The following is a 21038-nucleotide window of genomic DNA, read 5'->3' as shown; positions in this document are numbered from 1 at the left end:
TTCAGACGACCTTATATTGTTGCGCCATTTCCTGCGAACGCTTGACGCAGGCTTCCACGCCTTGTGCAATGGCTTCGGCGACGCGGCATGATTTGAACGTTTCGATGGCTTCGTGGGTGGTTCCGCCTTTGGAAGTAACGTTTTGCTGCAATTGCGCGAAGTCCTCGCCGCTTTGCTCTGCCAAGGCGACTGCACCTTTAAACGTGGCGAGACTGAGGGCGCGGGCATCTTCTTCGCTAAACCCTTGCGCCTGAGCGGCAGCTTGCAGCGCGCCGAGCAGGTAAAAGACGTAGGCGGGGCCGCTGCCGCTAATGCCGGTAATGTTGTGCAACTTGTCTTCTTCATCCAACCAAACGGTTAAACCGACGGAACGCATAATCCGGTCGGCGGCGGTGCGGTCGGCTTCGGACACTTCCGATTCGGCAAACATGCCGGATACACCCAAACCGATTTTTCCCGGCGTATTGGGCATGGTACGGACAATGCGGCGTGTTCCGCCAAGGTAGCGGCTGAGGGTATCAATAGACAAACCGGCGGCAACGGATAGCACCAATGCGCCGTTGACACGAACGTTGTGGCACGCGGCTTCCATGTCCTGCGGCTTGACGGCAAGAATCAAAACGTCGTCTGAAAGCAGTTCGGGCAGGGATTCAGAAACTTCAACATTCAATTCCTTTGCCAAACGCTCGCGTTTTTCCGCACCGCGGTTGGCGATGTGAATGCAGTATCCACCCTGTTTGACCAATCCGCCCGCGATGGCGGCCGCCATATTGCCACCGCCTAAAAAGTAGATGTTCATAAATTTCCTTCAATTTTTAAATGAAATACATTTTATAGTAGATTAAATTTAAATCAGGACAAGGCGACGAAGCCGCAGACAGTACAGATAGTACGGAACCGATTCACTTGGTGCTTCAGCACCTTAGAGAATCGTTCTCTTTGAGCTAAGGCGAGGCAACGCTGTACTGGTTTAAAGTTAATCCACTATACTTGGGGTCGTCTGAAATGCCGTTCCCACCAAAGCGGAAAATTTCAGACGACCTTTTTACCAACGGACGCTTTCGGGCAGCGATGTTCGGTGTAAACCCTGTTTTTCCAAAAATCTATTGCCGCCGGCTTTTTGGGCTTGCACCAGTCTGACAAGGACGAACATGGATACCAGCCCATCAACCGACAACCCGTTAAGGTTAAACCCAGCAAAACGACCGAGATAATCTGTTTTATTGCCTGTCGTTCCCTTTTGGTTCCCGTCTGCCGAAAATCGCGCTGCCGATACGCACATGCGTTGCGCCGCACGCGACCGCCACAGGCATATCGCCGGACATCCCCATAGACAATACATCCGCGCGAACACCCGCCGCGTTCAGGTCGGCAAGCAGTTTCTGCATGGTTTGGAACTGAACGCGCAATGCTTCATCATCGCTGTCGGCTTTGGCGACACACATCAACCCGCGTACAACCACATTCGGCAACTTCGCCACTTCCACCGCCAGCGCGACCGCCTCATCGGGCGCAACGCCGTGTTTCGCCTCCTCGCCCGCGATATTGACTTCGATGCACACCTGCAAAGGCGGCATTTCGGACGGACGCTGTTCGCTCAAGCGGCGGGCGGTTTTCAGACGACCTATCGTATGCACCCAATGCGCGCGTTCGGCGACAAATTTGGTTTTGTTCGACTGCACATCGCCGATGACGTGCCAAACGATGTCGGGCAAATCCGCGAGCGTTTCCGTTTTTTCGTACCATTCCTGAATATAGTTTTCACCGAAATCACGCTGTCCTGCGGCATATACCTCGCGGATGTCGTCTGAAGGGAAGGTTTTGCTGACGGCAATCAGACCCACTTCACCCGCCTGCCTGCCCGCCTTTTGCTCGGCTTCGGCAATGCGGCGGCACACCTCCGCATAATTTTGTTGCAATACCGACATGATTTCTTCCTTTATTACATCAATTACAGCGATTTTGAAAATTTTACTTGGTCTGAACGGTTTATGTATTTAAAATAATACAATTTATCGGAACCTGAACAGGGAAATGCCCGGCATTCCGCGTCCGCATTTTAAATCGGGTTCCGCCTCATTATTCTAAACTAAAACAAGGCCACATTATGCAGATTACCGACTTACTCGCTTTCGGCGTCAAAAACAAAGCTTCCGACCTTCACTTAAGCGCCGGAATGTCCCCCATGATCCGCGTTCACGGCGATATCCGCCGCATCAACCTGCCCGAAATGTCCGCCGAAGAAGTCGGCAACATGGTCACTTCGGTCATGAACGACCATCAGCGCAAACTGTTCCAACAAGATTTGGAAGTGGACTTCTCCTTCGAGCTGCCCAACGTCGCCCGTTTCCGTGTCAACGCCTTTACCTCCAACCGCGGCCCTGCCGCCGTCTTCCGTACCATTCCGAGTACCGTATTGACACTGGAAGACCTGCGCGCCCCGCGTATTTTCCAAAAAATCGCCGACAACCCGCGCGGCTTGGTATTGGTAACCGGCCCGACCGGTTCCGGTAAATCCACCACGCTGGCGGCGATGATCAACTACATCAACGAAACCCAACCCGCACACATCCTCACCATCGAAGACCCGATCGAGTTCGTCCACCAAAGTAAAAAAGCCCTCGTCAACCAGCGCGAGCTGCACCAACACACCCACAGCTTCGCCAACGCCCTGCGTTCCGCATTGCGTGAAGACCCCGACGTAATCCTCGTAGGCGAGATGCGCGACCCCGAAACCATCGGCCTCGCGCTGACTGCCGCCGAAACCGGCCACTTGGTATTCGGCACGCTGCACACCACCGGCGCCGCCAAAACCGTGGACCGTATCGTTGACGTATTCCCTGCCGGCGAAAAAGAAATGGTACGTTCGATGCTGTCCGAATCCCTGCGCGCGGTCATTTCACAAACCCTGCTGAAAACCCGCGACGGCAACGGCCGTGTCGCCGCACACGAAATCCTCATTTCCACCCCCGCAGTGCGCAACCTGATCCGCGAAAACAAAATCGCCCAAATCAACTCCGCGCTGCAAACTGGCCAATCACACGGCATGCAGACCCTCGACCAGGCGCTGCAAACCCTCGTCCGCCAAGGTACCATCAGCCCCGACGTAGCCCGCAGCAAAGCGCAAAACAGCGACAGCATGACCATCGTCTGATAAATACATTCCATTATCGGGAACAGACCAGGTCGTCTGAAAACGTAGTTTACACAACAAGGAAACCCGTTTCCCGTTTTCAGACGACCTCTGTAAGGCAGGCACAACACCCAATAACAAACAAACCGCCGCCGGTCTCAATATTCACTTACTTAATAAAGAGTACACAAAATGAGCGAAACAACTCCTTTACACGACTTACTCAGCGAAATGGTGCAAGCCTACTCGCAAAAAAACCAACCGCCACACATCCCCACCCCCGCTGAAATCGGCACACACCTCCATCCCCTGCTCGACCGCATGTGCGTCGAAGCAGAAAAACGCGGCGCATCCGACATCTTCATCAGCGCAGGCTTCCCGCCTGCCGTCAAAGTCAGCGGTACCCTGACCCCCGTCCCGCACAAAGCCCTGACCGGCGAAGACACAGCCGCCATCGTCGAATCCACCATGAACCCCGAGCAGCTTGAGACCTTCAACCGCGAATGGGAACTCAACTACTCCGTCCAATCCCGCAGCAACACCCGTTACCGTGTCAACGCCTACCACGAACAAGGCCGCGTCGGCATGGTCTTGCGCCGCATCAACCAAGAAATCCCCGAAATGGAGAGCCTCGGCCTGCCCGCCAAACTCAAAGACCTCTCCCTTTCCCCGCGCGGCCTGCTGATCCTTGCCGGTCCGACCGGTTCCGGTAAATCGACCACCATGGCATCCATGCTCGACTACCGCAACCACAAAATGCCCGGCCATATCGTCACCATCGAAGACCCGATCGAATTCATCTACAAACCCCGCCGCAGCATCTTCACCCAGCGCGAAGTCGGCATCGACACCAACGACTGGAAAATCGCCGTCCAAAGCGCGATGCGTCAAGCGCCCGACGTCGTCTGTATCGGCGAGGTGCGCAGCGAAGCCAGTATGGAATACGCCCTCCAGCTTGCCCAAACCGGCCACTTGTGCGTCTTCACCATCCACGCCAACACCGCCGCCCAAACCATCGAGCGTATCATCAACTTTTACCAAGAAGACCGACGCAAACAAGTCCTCATGGATTTGGCGCTCAACCTGACCGGCATTATCGGCCAACGCCTCGCCATCAAGAAAAACCGCAGCCAGCGTACCGCCGTCGTCGACCTTCTGCTCAACACACCCGCCATGCAGGATTTGATTTTCAAAGGCGAACTCATGGAAATCCGCGAACTCATGATGCGCTCCGGCACAGACGGCATGCAGACCTTCGACCAACACCTGTTCGAACTCTACATACAAGGTCAAATCGAATACGACGAAGCCCTGCGCCAAGCCGTTTCCACCAACGACCTGCGCCTGCGCATCCAAATGCACGAAGAAGGCAACGACCCCGACCGCCTCTACGACCGCATCAGCGATTTGAACCTGATTTCGTAAACACCCAATTTCAGGCAAAACAAAGGTCGTCTGAAAACCCCAAAAAACCCGGTTTTCAGACGACCTTTGTCGCGCTTATGGCAATAAAGCCACACCAACCAATGTAAACCGCCATTTAAGCCTTTATCATTTTCTCCGCACTCCGCCTCCGCTGCCAAACGCACCCCTCTCCACACAGCAAGGTTCATAAATCTTCATACTTTTCATCGCACTTTACGCAAATTATAAATCGCGCACCTCGATATTTCGGACGATACAAATTCAGCCGTTTCAATGAATTACAAACGTTAAGCACTTGAGAAGATGGGTAACGCCTCGGCAAAGGCGGTTGCGGCTCATCCGCAAGCATCCGATACTGGATTCGTCGGAAGCAGAAACACGCTTCCTGTTTATCCGTGAAGGAGCATTATCATGAAAAAAACCTTACTGACTGTTTTATTGGCTACCGCTTCCGCCATCACTTTCGCTGACGGTTCTTTTACCGGCGCAGGCTTGGAAGTCGGCGCGGGCGCAACCAAAAGTGATGTGCGCAACGTTAATCTAAACGAAAAAACCAAAGGCGACGTTGCCGTACGCGGCAGCTACAACACACAATTCGGACAAAGCAACTGGATTGGCGGCGTTGAAGCCGGTGTCAAACCGCTGCACCGCAAAATCGCGGGCAATGCGAAACAAAAAGTCGATGCCAACGTTTCCTACGTCCAAGGCTACCGCCTGACCGACAATGCGCTGGCTTACGGTAAGGTAGGCTACCACTACGGCCGCTTCGACAATTTGGGCGCGAAACGCAACAATATGAACGGCCTCGGCTACGGCGTGGGCGCGAAATACGCCGTTGCACCGAATGTCGAAGTCGGCGCCGAATGGGAGCAAACCCGTTATAAAAAAGACAATTTGAAAGTCCACAACAACAGCTACATGGCTACTGTCGGCTACCGCTTCAAATAATCTTTTTTAAACAGACAAAGGTCGTCTGAAACCGTAAATCTGGTTTCAGACGACCTTTTTTATCAGCATTTCCGATTTGGATTGACGATATAGCCGACTGCTTAGTTCATCATTCGTACGCGGGAATGACCGAGATAATAGATACCGTGAGATCTTTGCAATAACATGAGTTATTAAAATTTTATGTTCAATACCATTTTCAAAATGAAGAACCTCCCTGATTGCTTCTACTTTTTTCTCAATATCAAAAAGGTTTTAGCCAATTGAAAATTTTTTAGCACATTTTTATGCGTCAAATTTTGTTAACAGACTATTTTTGCAAAGGTCTCACCGTATCAAAAACCAAACGGATCTTTATACCGATTGCTGATTTGCTGTTTTTCAGTCGGTAAAGAAGGTATGCGCGCCCAAATAATTCTTCGCGTAAAACGGGCTGGAAAGTTTTTCGGTTTTAATGGTTTTGCCGCTGCTTGGCGCATGGATGAATTCACCGTTGCCGATGTATAGGCCGACGTGCGAATATTTGTTCGCGCCGCCTGTGTTGAAGAAAACGAGATCGCCTGCCTTAAGGCGGCTGTCGGGGATTTTACGGCTGGCCGCCGCCATATCGCGGGCGGTGCGCGGCAGGCTGACACCGAGGGCGTTTTTATAGACAAATTGAATCATGCCGCTGCAATCAAAACCGGTAGAAGTAGTGCTGCCGCCCCATTTGTACGGCGTACCGATAAGGCCCATGCTGTGCAACATCAGCTCTTGCGAACCTTGGGTGTGATCGATATTGCTGATGCGGACGAGTTGGACTTTTCGGGCAGAAGCGTGGGTTTTGGCCGTCGGACGGTGTTTGCCTGTTGAGAAGCCGCATGAGGCAAGAAAAGGGATTAAGGCGGCGGTCAGGATAGTTTGAAATATGTGTTTCATGATGGTTAACCTTTATGAGTAACACTGATTGTAGTCTTTTTGAGGTCGTCTGAAACCTGAATTTCAACGGTTTTCAGACGACTCTTTTTCATTTATTCGTCTTCTGTTTTACTCATTGTCAGCCAGTCCCAAAAGTTTTCGCTCCATTTGCCGATGCGGTAGAGGAAGAGGGCGTAGCTTTCTTGAAGCAGGAATTTGTTTTTTTCCTTGCTTTGATCGAACCGCGTGGTCGGCGTGGCGGAGATGTAGGCTTCGATGTCGAGGTCGGAGGCGATTTCGAGGGCGCGGGCGAGGTGGTAGGGGTCGCTGACGATGATGATGCTTCCGATGCCTTCGGCGCGCAGTATTGGGCGGATGTTGCGGATATTTTCGTAGGTGTTGCGCGAGGTGTTTTCAAAGAGGATGTTGTGCGCAGGTATGCCTTGTTTGAGGGCGTAGCGCCGACCGACTTCGGCTTCAGTCATGTAGCCTTTTTTGGGTGTTCCGCCGGTGAAAACGATTTTTTCGACACGGTGGCTTTGGTAGAGGGTGATGGCGTGGTTGATGCGTTCGCGGAAGATGGGCGAAGGCCGTTTGTCCCACGCGGCGGCGCCGAGCACGAGGGCGGCATCGGCGCGGATATGACCGGGCAGGGGCTGCGAGCCGGTGTGGTACACCTGCCATGCGCCCTCGCCGAATATGCCGAGTACCAACAGGATACTCAGGCCTATGCCGCGAAAGAGGTAGTAGCGCAAGCCGTTGCGGCTGCGGAACAGGGAAATCATGTAGGGACAGCCTTCCCGCGCTTCAGTCCAACAAGGCTTCGATGTTTTCGAGCGGTCTGCCGATGGCGGCTTTGTCCCGTGTGGTCAGGATGGGGCGTTCGAGCAGGGCAGGGTGGGCGGCGATGGCTTCGAGCAGGGCTTGGTTGTCGAGGTCGGGCTTGTCCAAACCGAGTTCTTTGTACAAGTCGTCTTTGACGCGCATCATGCCGCGTACGGACTCTAAGCCCAGCTTGGCGAAAATGTCTTTCAGTGTCGCCAAGTCGGGCGGGGTGTCGAGGTATTTGACGACTTCGGCTTTGATGCCGCGCGCTTCGAGCAGGTCGAAAGCGGCGCGCGATTTGCTGCAACGGGGATTGTGGTAGAGCGTGAATTCAGACGACATAGAGTTCTCCGATGTTTATAGATTTTGCTGATGGGCTTTATTATCGGCTGCATTGGAAATTTCCTCAACTTATCACCCGATAATCGTCATTTTTTACCGCTAAAATCCAACATCTTCATTTTCTCCATAGACAGCACGCTGAAAGGGGTTACAATGCCATCAATCTGATTGATGCAAAGGATGGAACTTATGAAAAAATTATTGCTTGCCTCTGTTTTGATGACTGCAGCCCTGTCTGCCCCTGCGTTTGCCGCCGATCCGCTGGCGGGCTGGAACGACAACAAGCCGCAAAGCCTGCAATCGCTCAAAGCTCCCGTGCGCGTGGTGAATCTGTGGGCGACCTGGTGCGGTCCGTGCCGTAAGGAAATGCCCGCCATGTCCGCTTGGTACAAAGCGCAGAAAAAAGGCAGCGTCGATATGGTCGGCATCGCGTTGGATACTTCCGACAACATCGGCAAATTCCTGAAACAAACCCCCGTCAGCTATCATGTTTGGCGCTATACCGGCGCGGACAGCCGCAATTTCATGAAGTCTTACGGCAACAACGTCGGCGTATTGCCGTTCACCGTCGTCGAAGCGCCGAAATGCGGCTACAAACAAACCATCACTGGCGAAGTCAACGAAAAAAGCCTGACCGCCGCCGTCAATGCGGCTAAAGAAAAATGTAAATAAGTCGGGCTGAAACCGATGTGGAAGGTCGTCTGAAAACGGATACGGCGGGTTTAATTGAAACGCCGAAATCCTTTTCAGACGACTTTTCGACATGTGGATAAGTATTTAAGCATTTTGCAAACGCGACAATCACACTTGTAATATTGTGTTGTAAAGCCGTCAGTCCGACGCTTTGCCTACCGCCGTCCATATCTGAGCAAACTATCAAAAAAACGCCGAAATCTTTATAATTCGGCACATATCCTATTTTTCAGACGACCTATCTCCGATAGCGCATCCTTTTGTGGATTAACTGTGGATAAGTTTGTCCTGACCCCTTTCCAGGAATACCTTATGATCCGTTTCGAACAAGTTTCCAAAACCTATCCAGGCGGTTTTGAAGCCCTGAAAAACGTCAGCTTCCAAATCAAAAAAGGCGAAATGATATTTATCGCCGGCCATTCCGGCTCCGGCAAGTCCACTATCCTCAAGCTGATTTCCGGTATTACCAAACCCAGCAAAGGCAAAGTGTGGTTCAACAACCAAGACTTGGGCGAATTGAGCGACAACCAAATCGGCTTCATGCGCCAGCATATCGGCATCGTGTTCCAAGACCATAAAATCCTCTATGACCGCAACGTCCTGCAAAACGTCATCCTGCCGCTGCGGATTATCGGTTATCAGCCGCGCAAAGCCGAAGAACGCGCCCGCATCGCCATTGAAAAAGTCGGCTTGAAAGGCCGCGAATTGGACGATCCCGTAACCCTCTCAGGCGGCGAACAGCAACGCCTGTGTATCGCCCGCGCCGTCGTCCACCAACCCAGCCTCCTGATTGCCGACGAACCCTCCGCCAACCTCGACCGCGCCTACGCGCTCGACATCATGGAATTGTTCAAAACCTTCCACGAAGCAGGAACCACCGTCATCGTCGCCGCCCATGACGAAACCCTCATGGCAGACTACGGCCACCGCATTCTGCGCCTCTCGAAAGGACGACTCGCATGAGCATCATCCACTACGTCTCGCTGCACGTCGAATCCGCGCGCACTGCGCTCAAACAGCTCCTGCGCCAACCCGTCGGCACGCTGCTCACCCTCCTGATGCTCGCCGTTGCCATGACCCTGCCGCTTTTCATGTATTTGGGCATCCAAAGCGGACAAAGCGTTTTAGGCAAGCTCAACGAGTCGCCGCAAATCACGCTCTATATGGAAACCGACGCATCCAAAGCCGACAGCGATACCGTCCGCAACCTGTTGGAACGCGATGCCCGCCTCAACAAAATCCGTTTCATCAGCAAGCAGGAAGGCTTGGAAGAGCTGCAATCCAACCTCGATCAAAACCTCGTTTCCATGCTCGACGGCAACCCCTTGCCCGACGCATTTATCGTCACGCCCGATCCCGCTACACCGCCCGCACAAATGCAGGCGATTTATCAGGATATGGTCAAGCTGCCCATGGTCGAATCCGCCACCATGGACACCGAATGGGTGCAAACGCTGTATCAAATCAACGAGTTCATCCGTAAAATTTTATGGTTTCTTTCACTGACGCTGGGTATGGCGTTCGTCCTTGTCGCGCACAATACCATCCGTCTGCAAATCCTCAGCCGCAAAGAAGAAATCGAAATCACCAAGCTGCTCGGCGCGCCCGCATCGTTCATCCGCCGCCCCTTCCTCTATCAAGCCATGTGGCAGAGTATCTTCTCCGCCGCCGTCAGCTTGGGACTGTGCGGCTGGCTGCTCTCCGCCGTGCGCCCGTTGGTAGATGCCATCTTCAAGCCCTACGGGCTCAACATCGGCTGGCGTTTCTTCCATTTCAGCGAAGTTTCGCTGGTGTTCGGCTTCGTCATCGCCCTAGGCGTCTTCGGCGCATGGCTTGCCACCACGCAACATCTTTTGGGCTTTAGAGCCAAGAAATAAAATCATTGGATTGAAGCAAAGGCAAAAAGGTCGTCTGAAACCTTGTTTTAGGGTTTCAGACGACCTTTTGCTACAATAAGGCTTTTCCGTTTTGCAAGGCATTCCCATGAGCAAATCCGCCGTTTCCCCGATGATGCAGCAGTATCTCGCCATCAAATCGCAGCACGCCGACAAGCTGGTGTTTTACCGCATGGGCGATTTTTACGAGCTGTTTTTGGATGACGCGGTGGAAGCGGCGAAGCTGTTGGACATCACCCTGACCACGCGCGGGCAGATGGACGGCGTGCCGATTAAGATGGCGGGCGTGCCGTTTCACGCGGCGGAGCAGTATCTGGCGCGGTTGGTGAAGATGGGCAAAAGCGTGGCGATGTGCGAGCAGGTGGGCGAAGTCGGCGCGGGCAAAGGGCCGGTAGAGCGCAAAGTCGTGCGCATCGTTACGCCCGGCACGCTGACCGACGCGGCGTTTTTGGAAGACAAGGAAACCAACCGCATCGCGGCGGTGAACGCGGATAAAAAACACGTCGCCATCGCGTGGGCATCTTTGCAAAGCGGCGAATTCAAAACCAAGCTGACGACGGCAGACAAACTCGCCGACGAGCTGGCGCGTTTGCAGGCGGCGGAAATCCTGTTGCCCGAAGGCAAAAGCCTGCCTAATGGTTTTCAGACGACCTCCGCCAACATCACGCGCCTGAACTCGTGGCAGTTTGCCGCCGACGCCGGCGCGAAATTGTTGACCGAATACTTCGGCTGTCAGGACCTGCACGGCTTCGGTTTGGACGGCAAGGAACACGAAGCCGCCGTCGGCGCGGCGGGCGCGCTGCTGAACTACATCCGCCTGACGCAAAACCTGATGCCGCAGCACCTCGACGGCATTTCGCTCGAAACCGACAGCCAATATATCGGCATGGACGCCGCCACGCGCCGCAATCTCGAAATCACGCAAACCCTCTCCGGCAAAAAATCGCCGACCCTGTTTTCCATACTCGACGGCTGCGCCACCCACATGGGCAGCCGCCTCTTGGCACTCTGGCTGCACCACCCCTTACGCAGCCGCGCCCACATCCGCGCCCGCCAAGAAGCCGTTGCCGCGCTGGGTTCGCAATACGAAACCCTGCAAGGTCGTCTGAAAAACATCGCGGACATCGAACGCATCGCCGCCCGCATCGCTGTCGGCAACGCCCGCCCGCGCGACCTCGCCGCCCTGCGCGACAGCCTGTTTGCCCTGTCCGAAATCGAATTGTCCGCCGAGGGCAGCAGCCTCTTAGAAACCCTCAAAGCCGTTTTCCCCGAAACCCTGCCCGTCGCCGAAACCCTCAAAGCCGCCGTGATGCCCGAACCCGCCGTCTGGCTCAAAGACGGCGGCGTCATCAACCAAGGCTATTCGGCAGAACTCGACGAGTTGCGCCACATCCAAAACCACGGCGACGAATTCCTGCTCGACCTCGAAGCGCGCGAACGCGAACGCACCGGCCTCTCCACCCTCAAAGTCGAGTTCAACCGCGTCCACGGCTTCTACATCGAGCTATCCAAAGTCCAAGCCGAACAAGCCCCCGCCGACTACCAACGCCGCCAGACCCTGAAAAACGCCGAACGCTTCATCACCCCCGAACTCAAAACCTTCGAAGACAAAGTCCTGACCGCGCAAGAACAAGCATTGGCATTGGAAAAACGCCTGTTTGAAGCCCTCCTCAAAGACATTCAGACGACCCTTCCCCAGCTTCAAAAAGCCGCCAAAGCCGCCGCCGCACTGGACGTACTTTCCACCTTCGCCGCCACCGCCGCCGAACGCGGCTTCGTCTGCCCCGAGTTCGCCGACTACCCCGTCATCCATATCGAAAACGGCCGCCATCCCGTCGTCGAACAACAAGTGCGCCACTTCACCGCCAACCACACCCGCCTCGACCACAAACACCGCCTCATGCTCCTGACCGGCCCCAACATGGGCGGCAAATCCACCTACATGCGCCAAGTTGCCCACATCGTCCTCATGGCGCACACCGGCAGCTTCGTCCCCGCCGATGCCGCCCAAATCGGCCCCATCGACCAAATCTTCACCCGCATCGGCGCCTCCGACGACCTCGCCTCCAACCGCTCCACCTTCATGGTCGAAATGAGCGAAACCGCCTACATCCTCCACCACGCCACCGACCAATCCCTTGTCCTCATGGACGAAGTCGGACGCGGCACCTCCACCTTCGACGGCCTCGCCCTCGCGCACGCCATCGCCGAACACCTGCTGCAAAAAAACAAATCCTTCAGCCTCTTCGCCACCCATTATTTCGAACTGACCAAACTGCCCGAAGCCCACGCAACGGCAGTCAACATGCACCTCTCCGCACTCGAACAAGGACAAGACATCGTCTTCCTCCACCACATCGAACCCGGCCCCGCCAGCAAAAGCTACGGCATCGCCGTCGCCAAACTCGCCGGCCTGCCCAACCGCGCCCTCAAAGCCGCCCAAAAACATCTGGACGAACTCGAAGCCCAAGCCGCCGCCGTCCGCCCGCAATTGGACATCTTCAGCACCCTGTCGTCTGAAAACGAATACAGCGGGTTTAGTCCAGACGAAACGGCGGATATAGAATCCCAAACCGCCGCCAGCCAAGAAAACCCTGCCCACAACTCACTCGCCGAGGCCCTAAACCAAATCCGCCCCGACGACCTCACCCCCCGCGAAGCCCTAGACGCACTGTACCGCCTCAAACAGATTGTTGAAGGCGGGGAGTAAGCGCGTTGGTTTATATAAAACAAGGTCGTCTGAAAAATTTCAGGCGACCTTAATTTGTATCCGAACCTGCCCCTCTCCCGTAGCGTGGGCTTTGCCCACTAAATAAATAACAGACACAGTTCCCGATTCAACAACCTGCCCCCTCTCCCGTCCAGCGGGAGAGGGCCGGGGAGAGGGTGGCTTTATGGACTAAACGAATCCGATTTTACCTAAACCCACAAAGCCACCCCCATCCTAACCTTCCCCTGCCGGATGGGGGAAGGAACAAGCTGCCTTACAGTCACCCGTAGCGTGGGCTTTGCCCACGAAAGGAAAACAAATTAGATTGTTGTCCAACAATGGATGGTTAGACGGCAGATTTCGTGGGCAAAGCCCACGCTACTTGAGTTATCCCAAACCCGCGTTAATTGAATAAAAGGTCGTCTGAAAACGAGTATGAACGAGTTTCTCTAAAAACCTTGATCTCAAAGTTTTCAGACGACCTATTTCAACAGGTTTTTTAAAGCCAAGCGCACGCCTTCGCCGACTTCCGTGCCTTTTGGAATGCCTTTGATGGCGGCTTTTGCCTCGCGTTCGTTGTAACCCAACGCAATCAGGGTGTTGACGATGTCGTCCGTTTCGTCGGCAGCAGGCGCGGCGGTGAAAAGCCCGTCGGCAGCGGTATGGGAAACCAGTTTGCCGCGCAGTTCCAAAACCATGCGTTCGGCGGTCTTTTTGCCGATGCCCGGGGCGAAGGAGAGGCGTTTGATGTCTTCGTCGGCAACCGCGCGGGCAAGCTCGTCGGCGGACATGGCGGAGAGTATGCCCAGCGCGGTTTTTGCGCCGATGCCGCTGACTTTGACCAACTGGCGGAACGTCGCCCGTTCGTCGGCAGTCGCAAAACCGAACAATAAATGCGCGTCTTCACGGACGACAAGCTGGGTGTAAAGCTGCACGGTTTCGCCCAAGGCGGGCAGGTTGTAGAAGGTCTGCATGGATACGTCGGCTTCGTAGCCGACGCCGTTGACGTCGATGACGATTTGCGGCGGGTTTTTCTCGATGAGCCTGCCGGTCAGTCTGCTGATCATGGGGGTTCCGTTAGGGAGTTGGGTAAAAAGGTCGTCTGAAACCTAGATGCCGACTGGCAACAGGGCTTCAGACGACCGTGATTGTAGCAGTTTCTCAAGGGCGTATCGGCCAAACTGCTTTGCGGCAAAGGTCGTCTGAAACCTGAATCTTGGTTTTCAGACTTGCATGAACGCGGTTTGCCGTTCTTGCGTTGGGAACCGTCAAACCAAATGTTCCGCCAAAAATTCAAGGGCGAAGGCGACGGCCTGATTTCTGACGGCCTCTCGGTCGCCGCTGAAGATTTTCATTTGCTCCAGCGATTCGGTCGGCGTGGACAACCCGAACCACACCGTGCCGACGGGTTTTGCCACACTGCCGCCGCCCGGGCCTGCGATGCCGGAAATACTCAGGGCGTAGTCGGCTTGTGCGACGGCTTTCGCACCGCGCGCCATTTCGTACACGGTTTCACGGCTGACCGCGCCGTGTTTCAGCAGCGTGTCGGGCATGACGCCGAGGCGTTCTTCTTTGGCTTGGTTGCTGTAAGTCACGAAACTTTGATGAAACCATTGCGAGCTGCCCGCGATGCTGGTGAATGCGCCCGCAAGCAGGCCGCCCGTGCAGGATTCGGCGCAGGTAACGGTTTGTCGGTGTCGGGTGAGGTGTTCGGCGATGGTTTGCAGCGCGGTCATGGGACTTTCTTTCTTCAATGGCGGCGGATTCGTCGGGGGTGGACGGGAAATAGATTATAGGTCGATTGCCAATGGTGGCGGAAGGTCGTCTCCAACTGCTTTTTCAGACGATCTGAAGGACATTCTATTCCGCACCCGCCTTCTTCCCGTCCTTCACCAGCACAATCACCAATTCGCTGTCGTCGGTTATTTTGATGGCAACGTATTCGCTGCCGTCCGCCTTCAGGACACTGCCCGGCCGCAATTCCTGCCTTTTTCCGCCGTCAAACAAAAATACCGAGCTGCCTTTGGTTTGGGTAACCAGCAGGGTGTGGCCGGGGTGGTTGTGGCGGGGGATTTCCTTGCCTTTGGGCAGGGTTTCGCGGATGACGGTGTAGTTTTCGCCTTCAAAGACTTTGCCCGTGCTTTGGGCTATTTCGGCGGCAGGCACGGCTGCGGCAGAGAGGCCGAGGAGAACGGCGAAAAGTTGGGTTTTGATGTTTTTCATGATGGTTTTCCTTTGGTTGCAGACAAAATTTATGGCAGATCAAAATTGCAATGATACGGCACTGCCAACGCCCTTATGTACTCTAGCTGTACACAGCGGGTATTACCGTCTTGTCTCATTTTTATTTTAATCCACTATCTTTTTCGGTCGGTTTGGGTCGTCTGAAAGTGGAATATGGCCGCGTTATTTGTTTTCGTAACCGGTTTGATTAGACTCCGTGTGGCGGTTTTCGTTTCGTTCTGAATGCAAACCTGCGGCTTACTGCCCTCTCCCTAACCCTCTCCCACGGGGAGAGGGGACGGGCTGCCGTAGCCTTGCTGTTTGCCGCATAAACTCGGGTGCGGACTGCCATCGGTCTGAATCTTTGATTCAGCCGCTCGATGCGTGTGCCTGCGGTGTTCCAAAAGGTCGTCTGAAAACGGAGCTTCTGAAGGAAGTAGAGTTTCTGCGAAGCTAAATCGCAGCTTCAACGAAGTTAAAAATCGCCTGAAGCTTAAAGCAGCCTGCAACCCAATCCCCTCTCCCCGTGGGAGAGGGTTAGGGAGAGGGCGGCAAACCAAAGGTTTGCTTTGGCGGTATTTTCAACGTGCAGGCTGCTTTTCGCTTCTTTTGCAGCTTCGGTTTTAGCTTCACAGAAACCCCGCTTCCTTCAGAAGCTCCGTTTTCAGACGACCTTTCCGTTTTCAGCGCACAGGCTTTGTGAAAGCGTTATCGGCTTTGATGCAAGCCTGCGGCTTACTGCCCTCTCCCTAACCCTCTCCCACGGGGAGAGGGGACGGGCTGCCGTAGCCTTGCTGTTTGCCGCATAAACTCGGGTGCGGACTGCCATCGGTCTGAATCTTTGATTCAGCCGCTCGATGCGTGTGCCTGTGGTACTCCACGAGGTCGTCTGAAAACGGAGTTTCAACGAAGTGAAAATTTGCCTGAACCTTAAAGGCAACCTGCCACCCAACCCCCTCTCTCCGCGGGAGAGGGCTAGGGAGAGGGCGGCAAACCAAAGGTTTGCTGAGCGGTATTTCCAACGTGCAGGCTGCTTTTTGCTTCTTTTGCAGCTTCGGTTTTAGCTTCACAGAAACCCCGCTTCCTTCAGAAGCTCCGTTTTCAGACGACCTTTCAGTTTTCAGTGCACAGGCTTTGATGCAAACCTGCGGTTTACCACCCTCTCCCTAGCCCTCTCCCACGGGGAGAGGGGGTTGGGTGGCAGGCTGCTTTTAAGCTTCAGGCAATTTTTAACTCTTGTTGAAGCTGTACTTTCAGAAGCTGCACTTTAGCTTCGCAGAAACTCTACTTCCTCCGGAAACTCCGTTTCAGACGACCTTATTTAAAGCGGTAGGTAAACGCCGCGTTCACTGTCCGCAGTGCACCGTAGCTGTGGCGGTCGGGCTGGGTGCGGTAGTGTTTGTTGAACAGGTTGTCCACGTTCAGCGACAGTTCGGCGCGCGGATTGAAGCGGTAACGCGCCATGATGTCGGCGACGGCGTAGGCTTTTTGGCGGCTGTTGGCGGCGGCGCGGGCTTTGGTGGCGGGATTGGGGATGCGGAGCGTGGCAGGGTCGGTGTGGGTTTCGCTCTGCCAGCGCATGCCTGCGCCGATGGTCCAGCCGCTGGGGGCTTCGGGGGCGAAGTGGTAGGCGGTGAAGAGTTTGAAGCTGCGTTCGGGCACGCTGTCGGAGTTCAGGCGGCTGCCGTCTTGGTCGCGGGTTTTGCTTTGGCTGTAGCCTGCCTGTATCTGCCATTCGGGCGTGATGCGGCCGCCGACTTCGATTTCCCAGCCGTGGGTTTTGGCTTGGTTGGCGGCGCGGTAGTAGGTGTTGCCGCTCGGGTCGCGTCCTGCTGCGGTGGCGAGGTTGTTTTTACGGGCGCGGTACACGGCGGCGGATGCGTTCAGACGGCCTTCAAGCCATTCGCCTTTGATGCCGGCTTCCAGATTGTTGCCGGTTACGGGTTTCAGGTAGCTGCCGTGTTCGTCTTTTTGCGATTGTGGGACGAACAGGCTGCTGTACGAGCCGTAAAGCGACAAGTTGTCGGTCAGGTCGAACACGATGCCTGTGTAGGGGGTGAAACGGTTGGCGGACACATAGGTCATGCCTTGTGTGCGGCTGTCGTAGCTGCCTGCGCGGTAGCGGCTGTATCTGCCGCCGAGTATCAGCGAAAGGTTGTCGGCGGCGCGGAAACGGGTGGCGAGATAACCGCCGATTTGCCGCCTGGTGCCGTATTGCGGGATGGTTTGGGCAAACGATGATGGCTGCGGGTAGGCGCCCGTGCGGGAAAATTCGTAGGCGTTGGGGATGGTGTTGGGGATGATGCTGCGTTCGCCGTATTTGTTGCTGGCGTATTTGTAGCCGTTGATACCCGCGATTAAATCGTGTTCGCGGCCGAACAGGCGGTATTTGCCGGTCAATGACACGCTGACGCTGTGGGTGCGCGGGTCGGCGTGCCAATAACCGGGAATCAGGTCGGTGGCGGCGGTGCTATGGTCGATGGAAAGCACGCCTGCCACGCCGTAGGGCTGGCGGAAGCGGCTGCGGGTGTAGTCGTATTCGGCTTTGAGTTTCCAGTCTTGGTTGAAGCGGTGTTCGATGCCGGCGAACAGGTTGAGCGCACGGTGGCGGCTGTTCGACCAATTTGTGGCGGGGTTGTCTTTCGGGCCGAAGGCGGTGGCATAACCTTGGCTGTCGTACACGGCGTAGCTGAGCGGCGCGTCGGCGGTTTCTTTCGCCTGCTGGTAGTCCATGCCTGCGTGGACGCGGGTTTGCGGTGCGATGTCGTATTCCAAAATGCCGTAGAGTTCGGCATCGCGGCTGCGTTCGCGCTGCCGCCACGAGTCGCCGCGTCCGAAGGTGGAAACCAGGCGGCCGCGCAGCGTGCCTTCGGCGTTCAGGCTGCCCGATACGTCCGTGCCCAGCCCGAAATGTTTGCGGTTGCCCGCTTCGGCGCGGACTTCAAACAAGGGATTGCGGGTCGGGCGTTTGCGTACCAGATTGACGGTGGCGGAAGGCTCGCCCGTGCCGTCCAGCAGCCCTGCCACGCCGCGCACAACTTCTACGCGCTCATAGGCGGCGGTGTTGGCATTGCCCGTATCGGCCAGCGCGTCGGCAACGGGGATGCCGTTGATTTGGTAGTTGGCGATGCGGCTGCCGCGCGCGAACAGGTAGTTGTAGCCCGCGCGGTCGGAGCCGTAAATCTGGCGGCTGGTGCCGGTCGCCTGCAATAGGGCGCGGTCGAGCGTTTTGATGTTTTGGTCGCGCATTTGTTGCGATGTGATGACGCTGACGCTCTGCGGGATTTCGCGCAGGGTCATGGGCAGCCCGAGCGGGGTGTGCGTGCCGGAAACGGTGTAGCCGCCGTTGGAACTCGCGGTGCGGTCGGCGGTAACGGTGATGGTCGGCAATTCGGTGCTTTCCTGCGGTTTGGGGTCGTCTGAAACAGAAACATCGGCCTGCGCGTACACGGGCAGCAGGGCGGCAAACAGCAGGGAATATTTGAAGCGTGTCATGGGATTTCCTTTGTGTGTTGGTGTGCGGTGGGGTTGTATTTTCGGCATATATTTTTGGCATATTGGAGGTGCAGGCTGCTTTTTCAGGCGGCCTCGGACGGGTCGGGCAGCTCAATCAGCACCACCGAGCAGCCGTTTTCCGAACGCGGGCGGTGCGACACCGACTTCGGCACGACCGCCATCTCGCCTTCGCGTATCGTCATGCTGCCGCCGTCGGCGAAGTCCACCGCCATGTCGCCCTCCACGGCAAACAGTACTTTGTCGCTGTATCCGTGCGTATGCCAGCCGTAATCGCCCAAAAGTTTGACCAGGCGGAATTGGAACCCGTGGCGGTTGATGATTTCGGGCTGCCAGTATTCTTTGATGGCGGCAAGGCACTGTTTCAGGTTGATGGTTTCGTTTTGCATGGGGTTCTCCTATGGGTTGGGTGGTTTACGATGCGGTTTGTCATTTTGGCTTCGTTGCAGGCTGCTTTCAGTGGGCGGGGTTGTAACGGAAGCGTTATCGGCTTTGATGTAAGCCTGCGGCTTACTGCCCTCTCCCTAACCCTCTCCCACGGGGAGAAGGGACGGGTTGCCGCAGCCTCGCTGTTTGCCGCATAAACTCGGGTGCGGACTGCTATCGGTCTGAATCTTTGACTCAGCCGATCGATGCGTGTGCCTGTGGTACTCCACGAGGTCGTCTGAAAGTGCAGCTTCTGAAAGTACAGCTTCAACAAGCGTTAAAATTTGCCTGAACCTAAAAGCAGCCTGCAACCCAATCCCCTCTCCCCGTGGGAGAGGGTTAGGGAGAGGGCGGCAAACCGTAGGTTTGCTTTGGCGGTATTTTCAACGTGCAGGCTGCTTTTCGCTTCTTTTGCAGCTTCGGTTTTAGCTTCGCAGAAACTCCGCTTCCTTCAGAAGCTCCGTTTTCAGACGACCTTTCCGTTTTCAGTGCACAGGCTTTGTGAAAGCGTTATCGGCTTTATGTAAGCCTACGGCTTACTGCCCTCTCCCTAACCCTCTCCCACGGGGAGAGGGGACGGGTTGCCGCAGCCTTGCTGTTTGCCGCGTAAACTCGGGTGCGGGCTGCCATCGGTCTGAATCTTTGACTCAGCCTATCGATGCGTGTGCCTGTGGTGTTCCACGAGGTCGTCTGAAAGTGCAGCTTCTGAAAGTACAGCTTCAACAAGAGTTAAAATTTGCCTGAACCTAAAAGCAGCCTGCAACCCAATCCCCTCTCCACGTGGGAGAGGGCTAGGGAGAGGGCGGCAAACCGTAGGTTTGCTTTGGCGGCATTTTCAACGTGCAGGCTGCTTTTTGCTTCGTTGAAACCACGATTTAGCTTCGCAGAAACTCCGCTTTCTTCGGAAGCTCCGTTTTCAGACGACCCCTACTCTTTCCCCGCCGCAACGGGTTCGGCCTTTTCAAACGCCGCCTTCAACTGTTCCGCCGCCTGTATCAACTGCCGCGCGCCGCCCGCGACAATGTAGTTCGCGGCAGGCATGACGATGATTTGTTTGCGCTTCCAAGCGTTCGTGCCGCGTACCAACGCGTTATCCAACACTTCGACGGCCGCCGGCCCTTCCTGCCCGATGGCGGCGGTACGGTCGATGATGAAAATCCAGTCGGGGTTTTTCTCTTTGATGTATTCGAAGGAAACGGGCTGTCCGTGCCCCTCGTTGCGTAAAGATTCATCCACGGGCGGCAGGCCGATGTCGCCGTGTATCCAGCTGGCCAACCGCGACTGTGTGCCGAAGGCGGACACCTTGTTGCCCGTAACCGACAGCACCAGCCCGCGCCCTTTGCCTTTGGCGGCTTCGCGCGTTTGGGCGAACAGCGCGTCAATCTGCGCCTTCAATTCCGCCGCGCGCGCTTCCTTGCCGAAAATCCGCGCCAGGGTTTCCATCTGCTTTTCGCCGCTGATACGGATATTGCCGTTGTCCACCGTCAGGTCTATGGTGGTTGCGTTTTTCGCCAACTGTTCATACGCTTCCGCGCCCGGCCCGCCGGTAATGACAAGCTGCGGATTGTAGCGGTGCAGGGCTTCGTAATCGGGCTCGAACAGCGTCCCCACCGTTGCCGCCTTGTCAAATGCAGGCTGCAAATAGTCCACGCGCACCGGTGCGGTGGTTGCGCCCACGTCCACGCCCAATTCGGTCAGCGTATCCAATGCCGCCCAGTCGTACACGGCGACGCGTTCGGGATTCTTCGGCACAACGGCATCGCCCCGTGCGGTCGGCACGGTCAGCATGGCGGCAGATGCGGATGCAGCTTGGGATGCGGCGGATACAGTTTTTTCGGCGGCAGGTTCGGGCGAACAGGCGGCCAGCAGGACGGCGCAGGCTGCAAGGCAAAAACTCGGTTTCACGGTGTGCGGTTCCTTTGTGTTGTGCGAATAGGAATGTTTATTATTAAATAAATAATTCGCAGAAACCATGCTGCCGAACGCAAAATTCCCGAAACGGCAAAAC

At 55.6% G+C, this 21038-nt stretch carries 22 protein-coding genes and 2 pseudogenes; 9 read left to right on the top strand and 15 right to left on the bottom strand.

Going from position 1 to position 21038, the window contains the following annotated elements; translation table 11 throughout:
- Position 1: 1 nt before the first annotated feature.
- The 3 genes and pseudogenes from NM96_11915 to NM96_11905 form a co-directional block, all read right to left on the bottom strand.
- Entirely contained in the window at positions 2-799 is a 798-nt protein-coding gene (locus NM96_11915; protein AVR79935.1) for a pyrroline-5-carboxylate reductase, read from the bottom strand.
- Positions 800-850: 51 nt separating this feature from the next.
- A pseudogene (locus tag NM96_11910) lies at positions 851-1007 on the bottom strand (IS5/IS1182 family transposase).
- Between the two features lie 213 nt (positions 1008-1220).
- Complete coding sequence (locus NM96_11905; GenBank protein ID AVR79934.1) at positions 1221-1928, bottom strand: YggS family pyridoxal phosphate-dependent enzyme; 708 nt, start codon at positions 1926-1928, stop codon at positions 1221-1223.
- Positions 1929-2107: 179 nt separating this feature from the next.
- Here NM96_11905 and NM96_11900 point away from each other — a divergent pair, with 179 nt between their 5' ends.
- Together NM96_11900 and NM96_11895 are read left to right on the top strand one after the other, a co-directional pair.
- Complete coding sequence (locus tag NM96_11900; protein AVR79933.1) at positions 2108-3154, top strand: type IV pili twitching motility protein PilT; 1047 nt, start codon at positions 2108-2110, stop codon at positions 3152-3154.
- A gap of 171 nt (positions 3155-3325) precedes the next feature.
- A complete protein-coding gene (locus NM96_11895) occupies positions 3326-4558 on the top strand; it encodes a type IV pili twitching motility protein PilT (protein AVR79932.1) in 1233 nt (410 codons plus the stop codon).
- Here the strand turns inward: NM96_11895 and NM96_11890 are convergent.
- Positions 4522-4746, bottom strand: a complete 225-nt coding sequence (locus NM96_11890) for a hypothetical protein (GenBank protein ID AVR79931.1) — start codon at positions 4744-4746, stop codon at positions 4522-4524. The genes NM96_11895 and NM96_11890 overlap by 37 nt on opposite strands.
- A gap of 223 nt (positions 4747-4969) precedes the next feature.
- Here NM96_11890 and NM96_11885 point away from each other — a divergent pair, with 223 nt between their 5' ends.
- Positions 4970-5506, top strand: coding sequence for a porin family protein (locus NM96_11885; GenBank protein ID AVR79930.1), 537 nt, complete (start codon positions 4970-4972; stop codon positions 5504-5506).
- A 381-nt stretch (positions 5507-5887) separates the two neighbouring features.
- Here the strand turns inward: NM96_11885 and NM96_11880 are convergent, their stop codons facing one another.
- From NM96_11880 to arsC, 3 genes are all read right to left on the bottom strand, one after another.
- Positions 5888-6424, bottom strand: a complete 537-nt coding sequence (locus NM96_11880; protein AVR79929.1) for a peptidoglycan endopeptidase — start codon at positions 6422-6424, stop codon at positions 5888-5890.
- 92 nt (positions 6425-6516) lie between these two features.
- The gene (locus NM96_11875) at positions 6517-7188 is read right to left on the bottom strand and encodes a YdcF family protein (GenBank protein AVR79928.1); all 672 of its coding nucleotides are present in this window, start codon (positions 7186-7188) and stop codon (positions 6517-6519) included.
- 22 nt (positions 7189-7210) lie between these two features.
- Positions 7211-7570, bottom strand: coding sequence for an arsenate reductase (glutaredoxin) (gene arsC, locus NM96_11870; GenBank protein ID AVR79927.1), 360 nt, complete (start codon positions 7568-7570; stop codon positions 7211-7213).
- A 189-nt stretch (positions 7571-7759) separates the two neighbouring features.
- Here arsC and NM96_11865 point away from each other — a divergent pair, with 189 nt between their 5' ends.
- Positions 7760-8242: a TlpA family protein disulfide reductase gene (locus NM96_11865; protein ID AVR79926.1), complete on the top strand. Its 483-nt coding sequence runs from the start codon at positions 7760-7762 to the stop codon at positions 8240-8242.
- Here the strand turns inward: NM96_11865 and NM96_11860 are convergent.
- Entirely contained in the window at positions 8223-8480 is a 258-nt protein-coding gene (locus tag NM96_11860; protein AVR79925.1) for a hypothetical protein, read from the bottom strand. The two genes, NM96_11865 and NM96_11860, sit on opposite strands and share 20 nt — an antisense overlap.
- 95 nt (positions 8481-8575) lie before the next feature.
- On the opposite strand from NM96_11860, the gene ftsE reads away from it, so the two are divergent.
- The 3 genes from ftsE (at position 8576) to mutS (ending at position 12868) form a co-directional block, all read left to right on the top strand.
- Positions 8576-9226 (top strand): cell division ATP-binding protein FtsE, encoded by a 651-nt coding sequence (gene ftsE, locus NM96_11855; protein ID AVR79924.1) that lies wholly within the window; start codon positions 8576-8578, stop codon positions 9224-9226.
- A complete protein-coding gene (gene ftsX, locus NM96_11850) occupies positions 9223-10140 on the top strand; it encodes a cell division protein FtsX (GenBank protein ID AVR79923.1) in 918 nt (305 codons plus the stop codon). Before ftsE ends, ftsX begins: the two co-directional genes overlap by 4 nt.
- Positions 10141-10246: 106 nt before the next feature.
- Positions 10247-12868: a DNA mismatch repair protein MutS gene (mutS, locus tag NM96_11845; protein AVR79922.1), complete on the top strand. Its 2622-nt coding sequence runs from the start codon at positions 10247-10249 to the stop codon at positions 12866-12868.
- A gap of 482 nt (positions 12869-13350) precedes the next feature.
- On the opposite strand, the gene NM96_11840 is transcribed toward mutS, so the two are convergent.
- The 3 genes from NM96_11840 to NM96_11830 form a co-directional block, all read right to left on the bottom strand.
- On the bottom strand, positions 13351-13935 hold the full coding sequence (locus tag NM96_11840; protein ID AVR79921.1) for a Holliday junction branch migration protein RuvA: 585 nt from the start codon (positions 13933-13935) through the stop codon (positions 13351-13353).
- A 201-nt stretch (positions 13936-14136) separates the two neighbouring features.
- Positions 14137-14604, bottom strand: coding sequence for a damage-inducible protein CinA (locus NM96_11835; GenBank protein AVR79920.1), 468 nt, complete (start codon positions 14602-14604; stop codon positions 14137-14139).
- Positions 14605-14728: 124 nt separating this feature from the next.
- Positions 14729-15091, bottom strand: a complete 363-nt coding sequence (locus NM96_11830) for a cupin (GenBank protein AVR79919.1) — start codon at positions 15089-15091, stop codon at positions 14729-14731.
- A gap of 569 nt (positions 15092-15660) precedes the next feature.
- Here NM96_11830 and NM96_11825 point away from each other — a divergent pair.
- Entirely contained in the window at positions 15661-15900 is a 240-nt protein-coding gene (locus NM96_11825) for a hypothetical protein (GenBank protein AVR79918.1), read from the top strand.
- A gap of 508 nt (positions 15901-16408) precedes the next feature.
- On the opposite strand, the gene NM96_11820 is transcribed toward NM96_11825, so the two are convergent.
- The gene (locus NM96_11820) at positions 16409-18586 is read right to left on the bottom strand and encodes a TonB-dependent siderophore receptor (GenBank protein ID AVR79917.1); all 2178 of its coding nucleotides are present in this window, start codon (positions 18584-18586) and stop codon (positions 16409-16411) included.
- Positions 18587-18669: 83 nt separating this feature from the next.
- The gene (locus tag NM96_11815; protein AVR79916.1) at positions 18670-18993 is read right to left on the bottom strand and encodes a cupin domain-containing protein; all 324 of its coding nucleotides are present in this window, start codon (positions 18991-18993) and stop codon (positions 18670-18672) included.
- Here NM96_11815 and NM96_11810 point away from each other — a divergent pair.
- Positions 18988-19188 carry a hypothetical protein gene (locus tag NM96_11810; protein AVR79915.1) on the top strand — a complete coding sequence of 67 codons (201 nt, stop codon included), beginning with the start codon at positions 18988-18990 and terminating at the stop codon, positions 19186-19188. The two genes, NM96_11815 and NM96_11810, sit on opposite strands and share 6 nt — an antisense overlap.
- Before the next feature lie 494 nt (positions 19189-19682).
- On the opposite strand, the pseudogene NM96_11805 reads toward NM96_11810, so the two are convergent.
- Both NM96_11805 and NM96_11800 read right to left on the bottom strand, forming a co-directional pair.
- A pseudogene (locus tag NM96_11805) lies at positions 19683-19876 on the bottom strand (hypothetical protein).
- Between the two features lie 81 nt (positions 19877-19957).
- The gene (locus NM96_11800) at positions 19958-20935 is read right to left on the bottom strand and encodes an iron ABC transporter substrate-binding protein (GenBank protein ID AVR79914.1); all 978 of its coding nucleotides are present in this window, start codon (positions 20933-20935) and stop codon (positions 19958-19960) included.
- Positions 20936-21038: the final 103 nt, after the last annotated feature.

The sequence above is a fragment of the Neisseria mucosa genome, assembly GCA_003028315.1.
In the GTDB taxonomy this organism is placed as follows: Bacteria; Pseudomonadota; Gammaproteobacteria; order Burkholderiales; family Neisseriaceae; genus Neisseria; species Neisseria mucosa.
This window is presented reverse-complemented; position numbering and strand designations above follow the sequence as displayed.

What these genes read in the sequence shown, in the direction of transcription:
- NM96_11915 (AVR79935.1), bottom strand. Translation starts at nt 799, where the DNA reads ATGAACATCTACTTTTTAGGCGGTGGCAATATGGCGGCCGCCATCGCG.
- NM96_11905 (AVR79934.1), bottom strand. Translation starts at nt 1,928, where the DNA reads ATGTCGGTATTGCAACAAAATTATGCGGAGGTGTGCCGCCGCATTGCC.
- NM96_11900 (AVR79933.1), top strand. Translation starts at nt 2,108, where the DNA reads ATGCAGATTACCGACTTACTCGCTTTCGGCGTCAAAAACAAAGCTTCC.
- NM96_11895 (AVR79932.1), top strand. Translation starts at nt 3,326, where the DNA reads ATGAGCGAAACAACTCCTTTACACGACTTACTCAGCGAAATGGTGCAA.
- NM96_11890 (AVR79931.1), bottom strand. Translation starts at nt 4,746, where the DNA reads ATGAACCTTGCTGTGTGGAGAGGGGTGCGTTTGGCAGCGGAGGCGGAG.
- NM96_11885 (AVR79930.1), top strand. Translation starts at nt 4,970, where the DNA reads ATGAAAAAAACCTTACTGACTGTTTTATTGGCTACCGCTTCCGCCATC.
- NM96_11880 (AVR79929.1), bottom strand. Translation starts at nt 6,424, where the DNA reads ATGAAACACATATTTCAAACTATCCTGACCGCCGCCTTAATCCCTTTT.
- NM96_11875 (AVR79928.1), bottom strand. Translation starts at nt 7,188, where the DNA reads ATGATTTCCCTGTTCCGCAGCCGCAACGGCTTGCGCTACTACCTCTTT.
- arsC (AVR79927.1), bottom strand. Translation starts at nt 7,570, where the DNA reads ATGTCGTCTGAATTCACGCTCTACCACAATCCCCGTTGCAGCAAATCG.
- NM96_11865 (AVR79926.1), top strand. Translation starts at nt 7,760, where the DNA reads ATGAAAAAATTATTGCTTGCCTCTGTTTTGATGACTGCAGCCCTGTCT.
- ftsE (AVR79924.1), top strand. Translation starts at nt 8,576, where the DNA reads ATGATCCGTTTCGAACAAGTTTCCAAAACCTATCCAGGCGGTTTTGAA.
- ftsX (AVR79923.1), top strand. Translation starts at nt 9,223, where the DNA reads ATGAGCATCATCCACTACGTCTCGCTGCACGTCGAATCCGCGCGCACT.
- mutS (AVR79922.1), top strand. Translation starts at nt 10,247, where the DNA reads ATGAGCAAATCCGCCGTTTCCCCGATGATGCAGCAGTATCTCGCCATC.
- NM96_11840 (AVR79921.1), bottom strand. Translation starts at nt 13,935, where the DNA reads ATGATCAGCAGACTGACCGGCAGGCTCATCGAGAAAAACCCGCCGCAA.
- NM96_11835 (AVR79920.1), bottom strand. Translation starts at nt 14,604, where the DNA reads ATGACCGCGCTGCAAACCATCGCCGAACACCTCACCCGACACCGACAA.
- NM96_11830 (AVR79919.1), bottom strand. Translation starts at nt 15,091, where the DNA reads ATGAAAAACATCAAAACCCAACTTTTCGCCGTTCTCCTCGGCCTCTCT.
- NM96_11820 (AVR79917.1), bottom strand. Translation starts at nt 18,586, where the DNA reads ATGACACGCTTCAAATATTCCCTGCTGTTTGCCGCCCTGCTGCCCGTG.
- NM96_11815 (AVR79916.1), bottom strand. Translation starts at nt 18,993, where the DNA reads ATGCAAAACGAAACCATCAACCTGAAACAGTGCCTTGCCGCCATCAAA.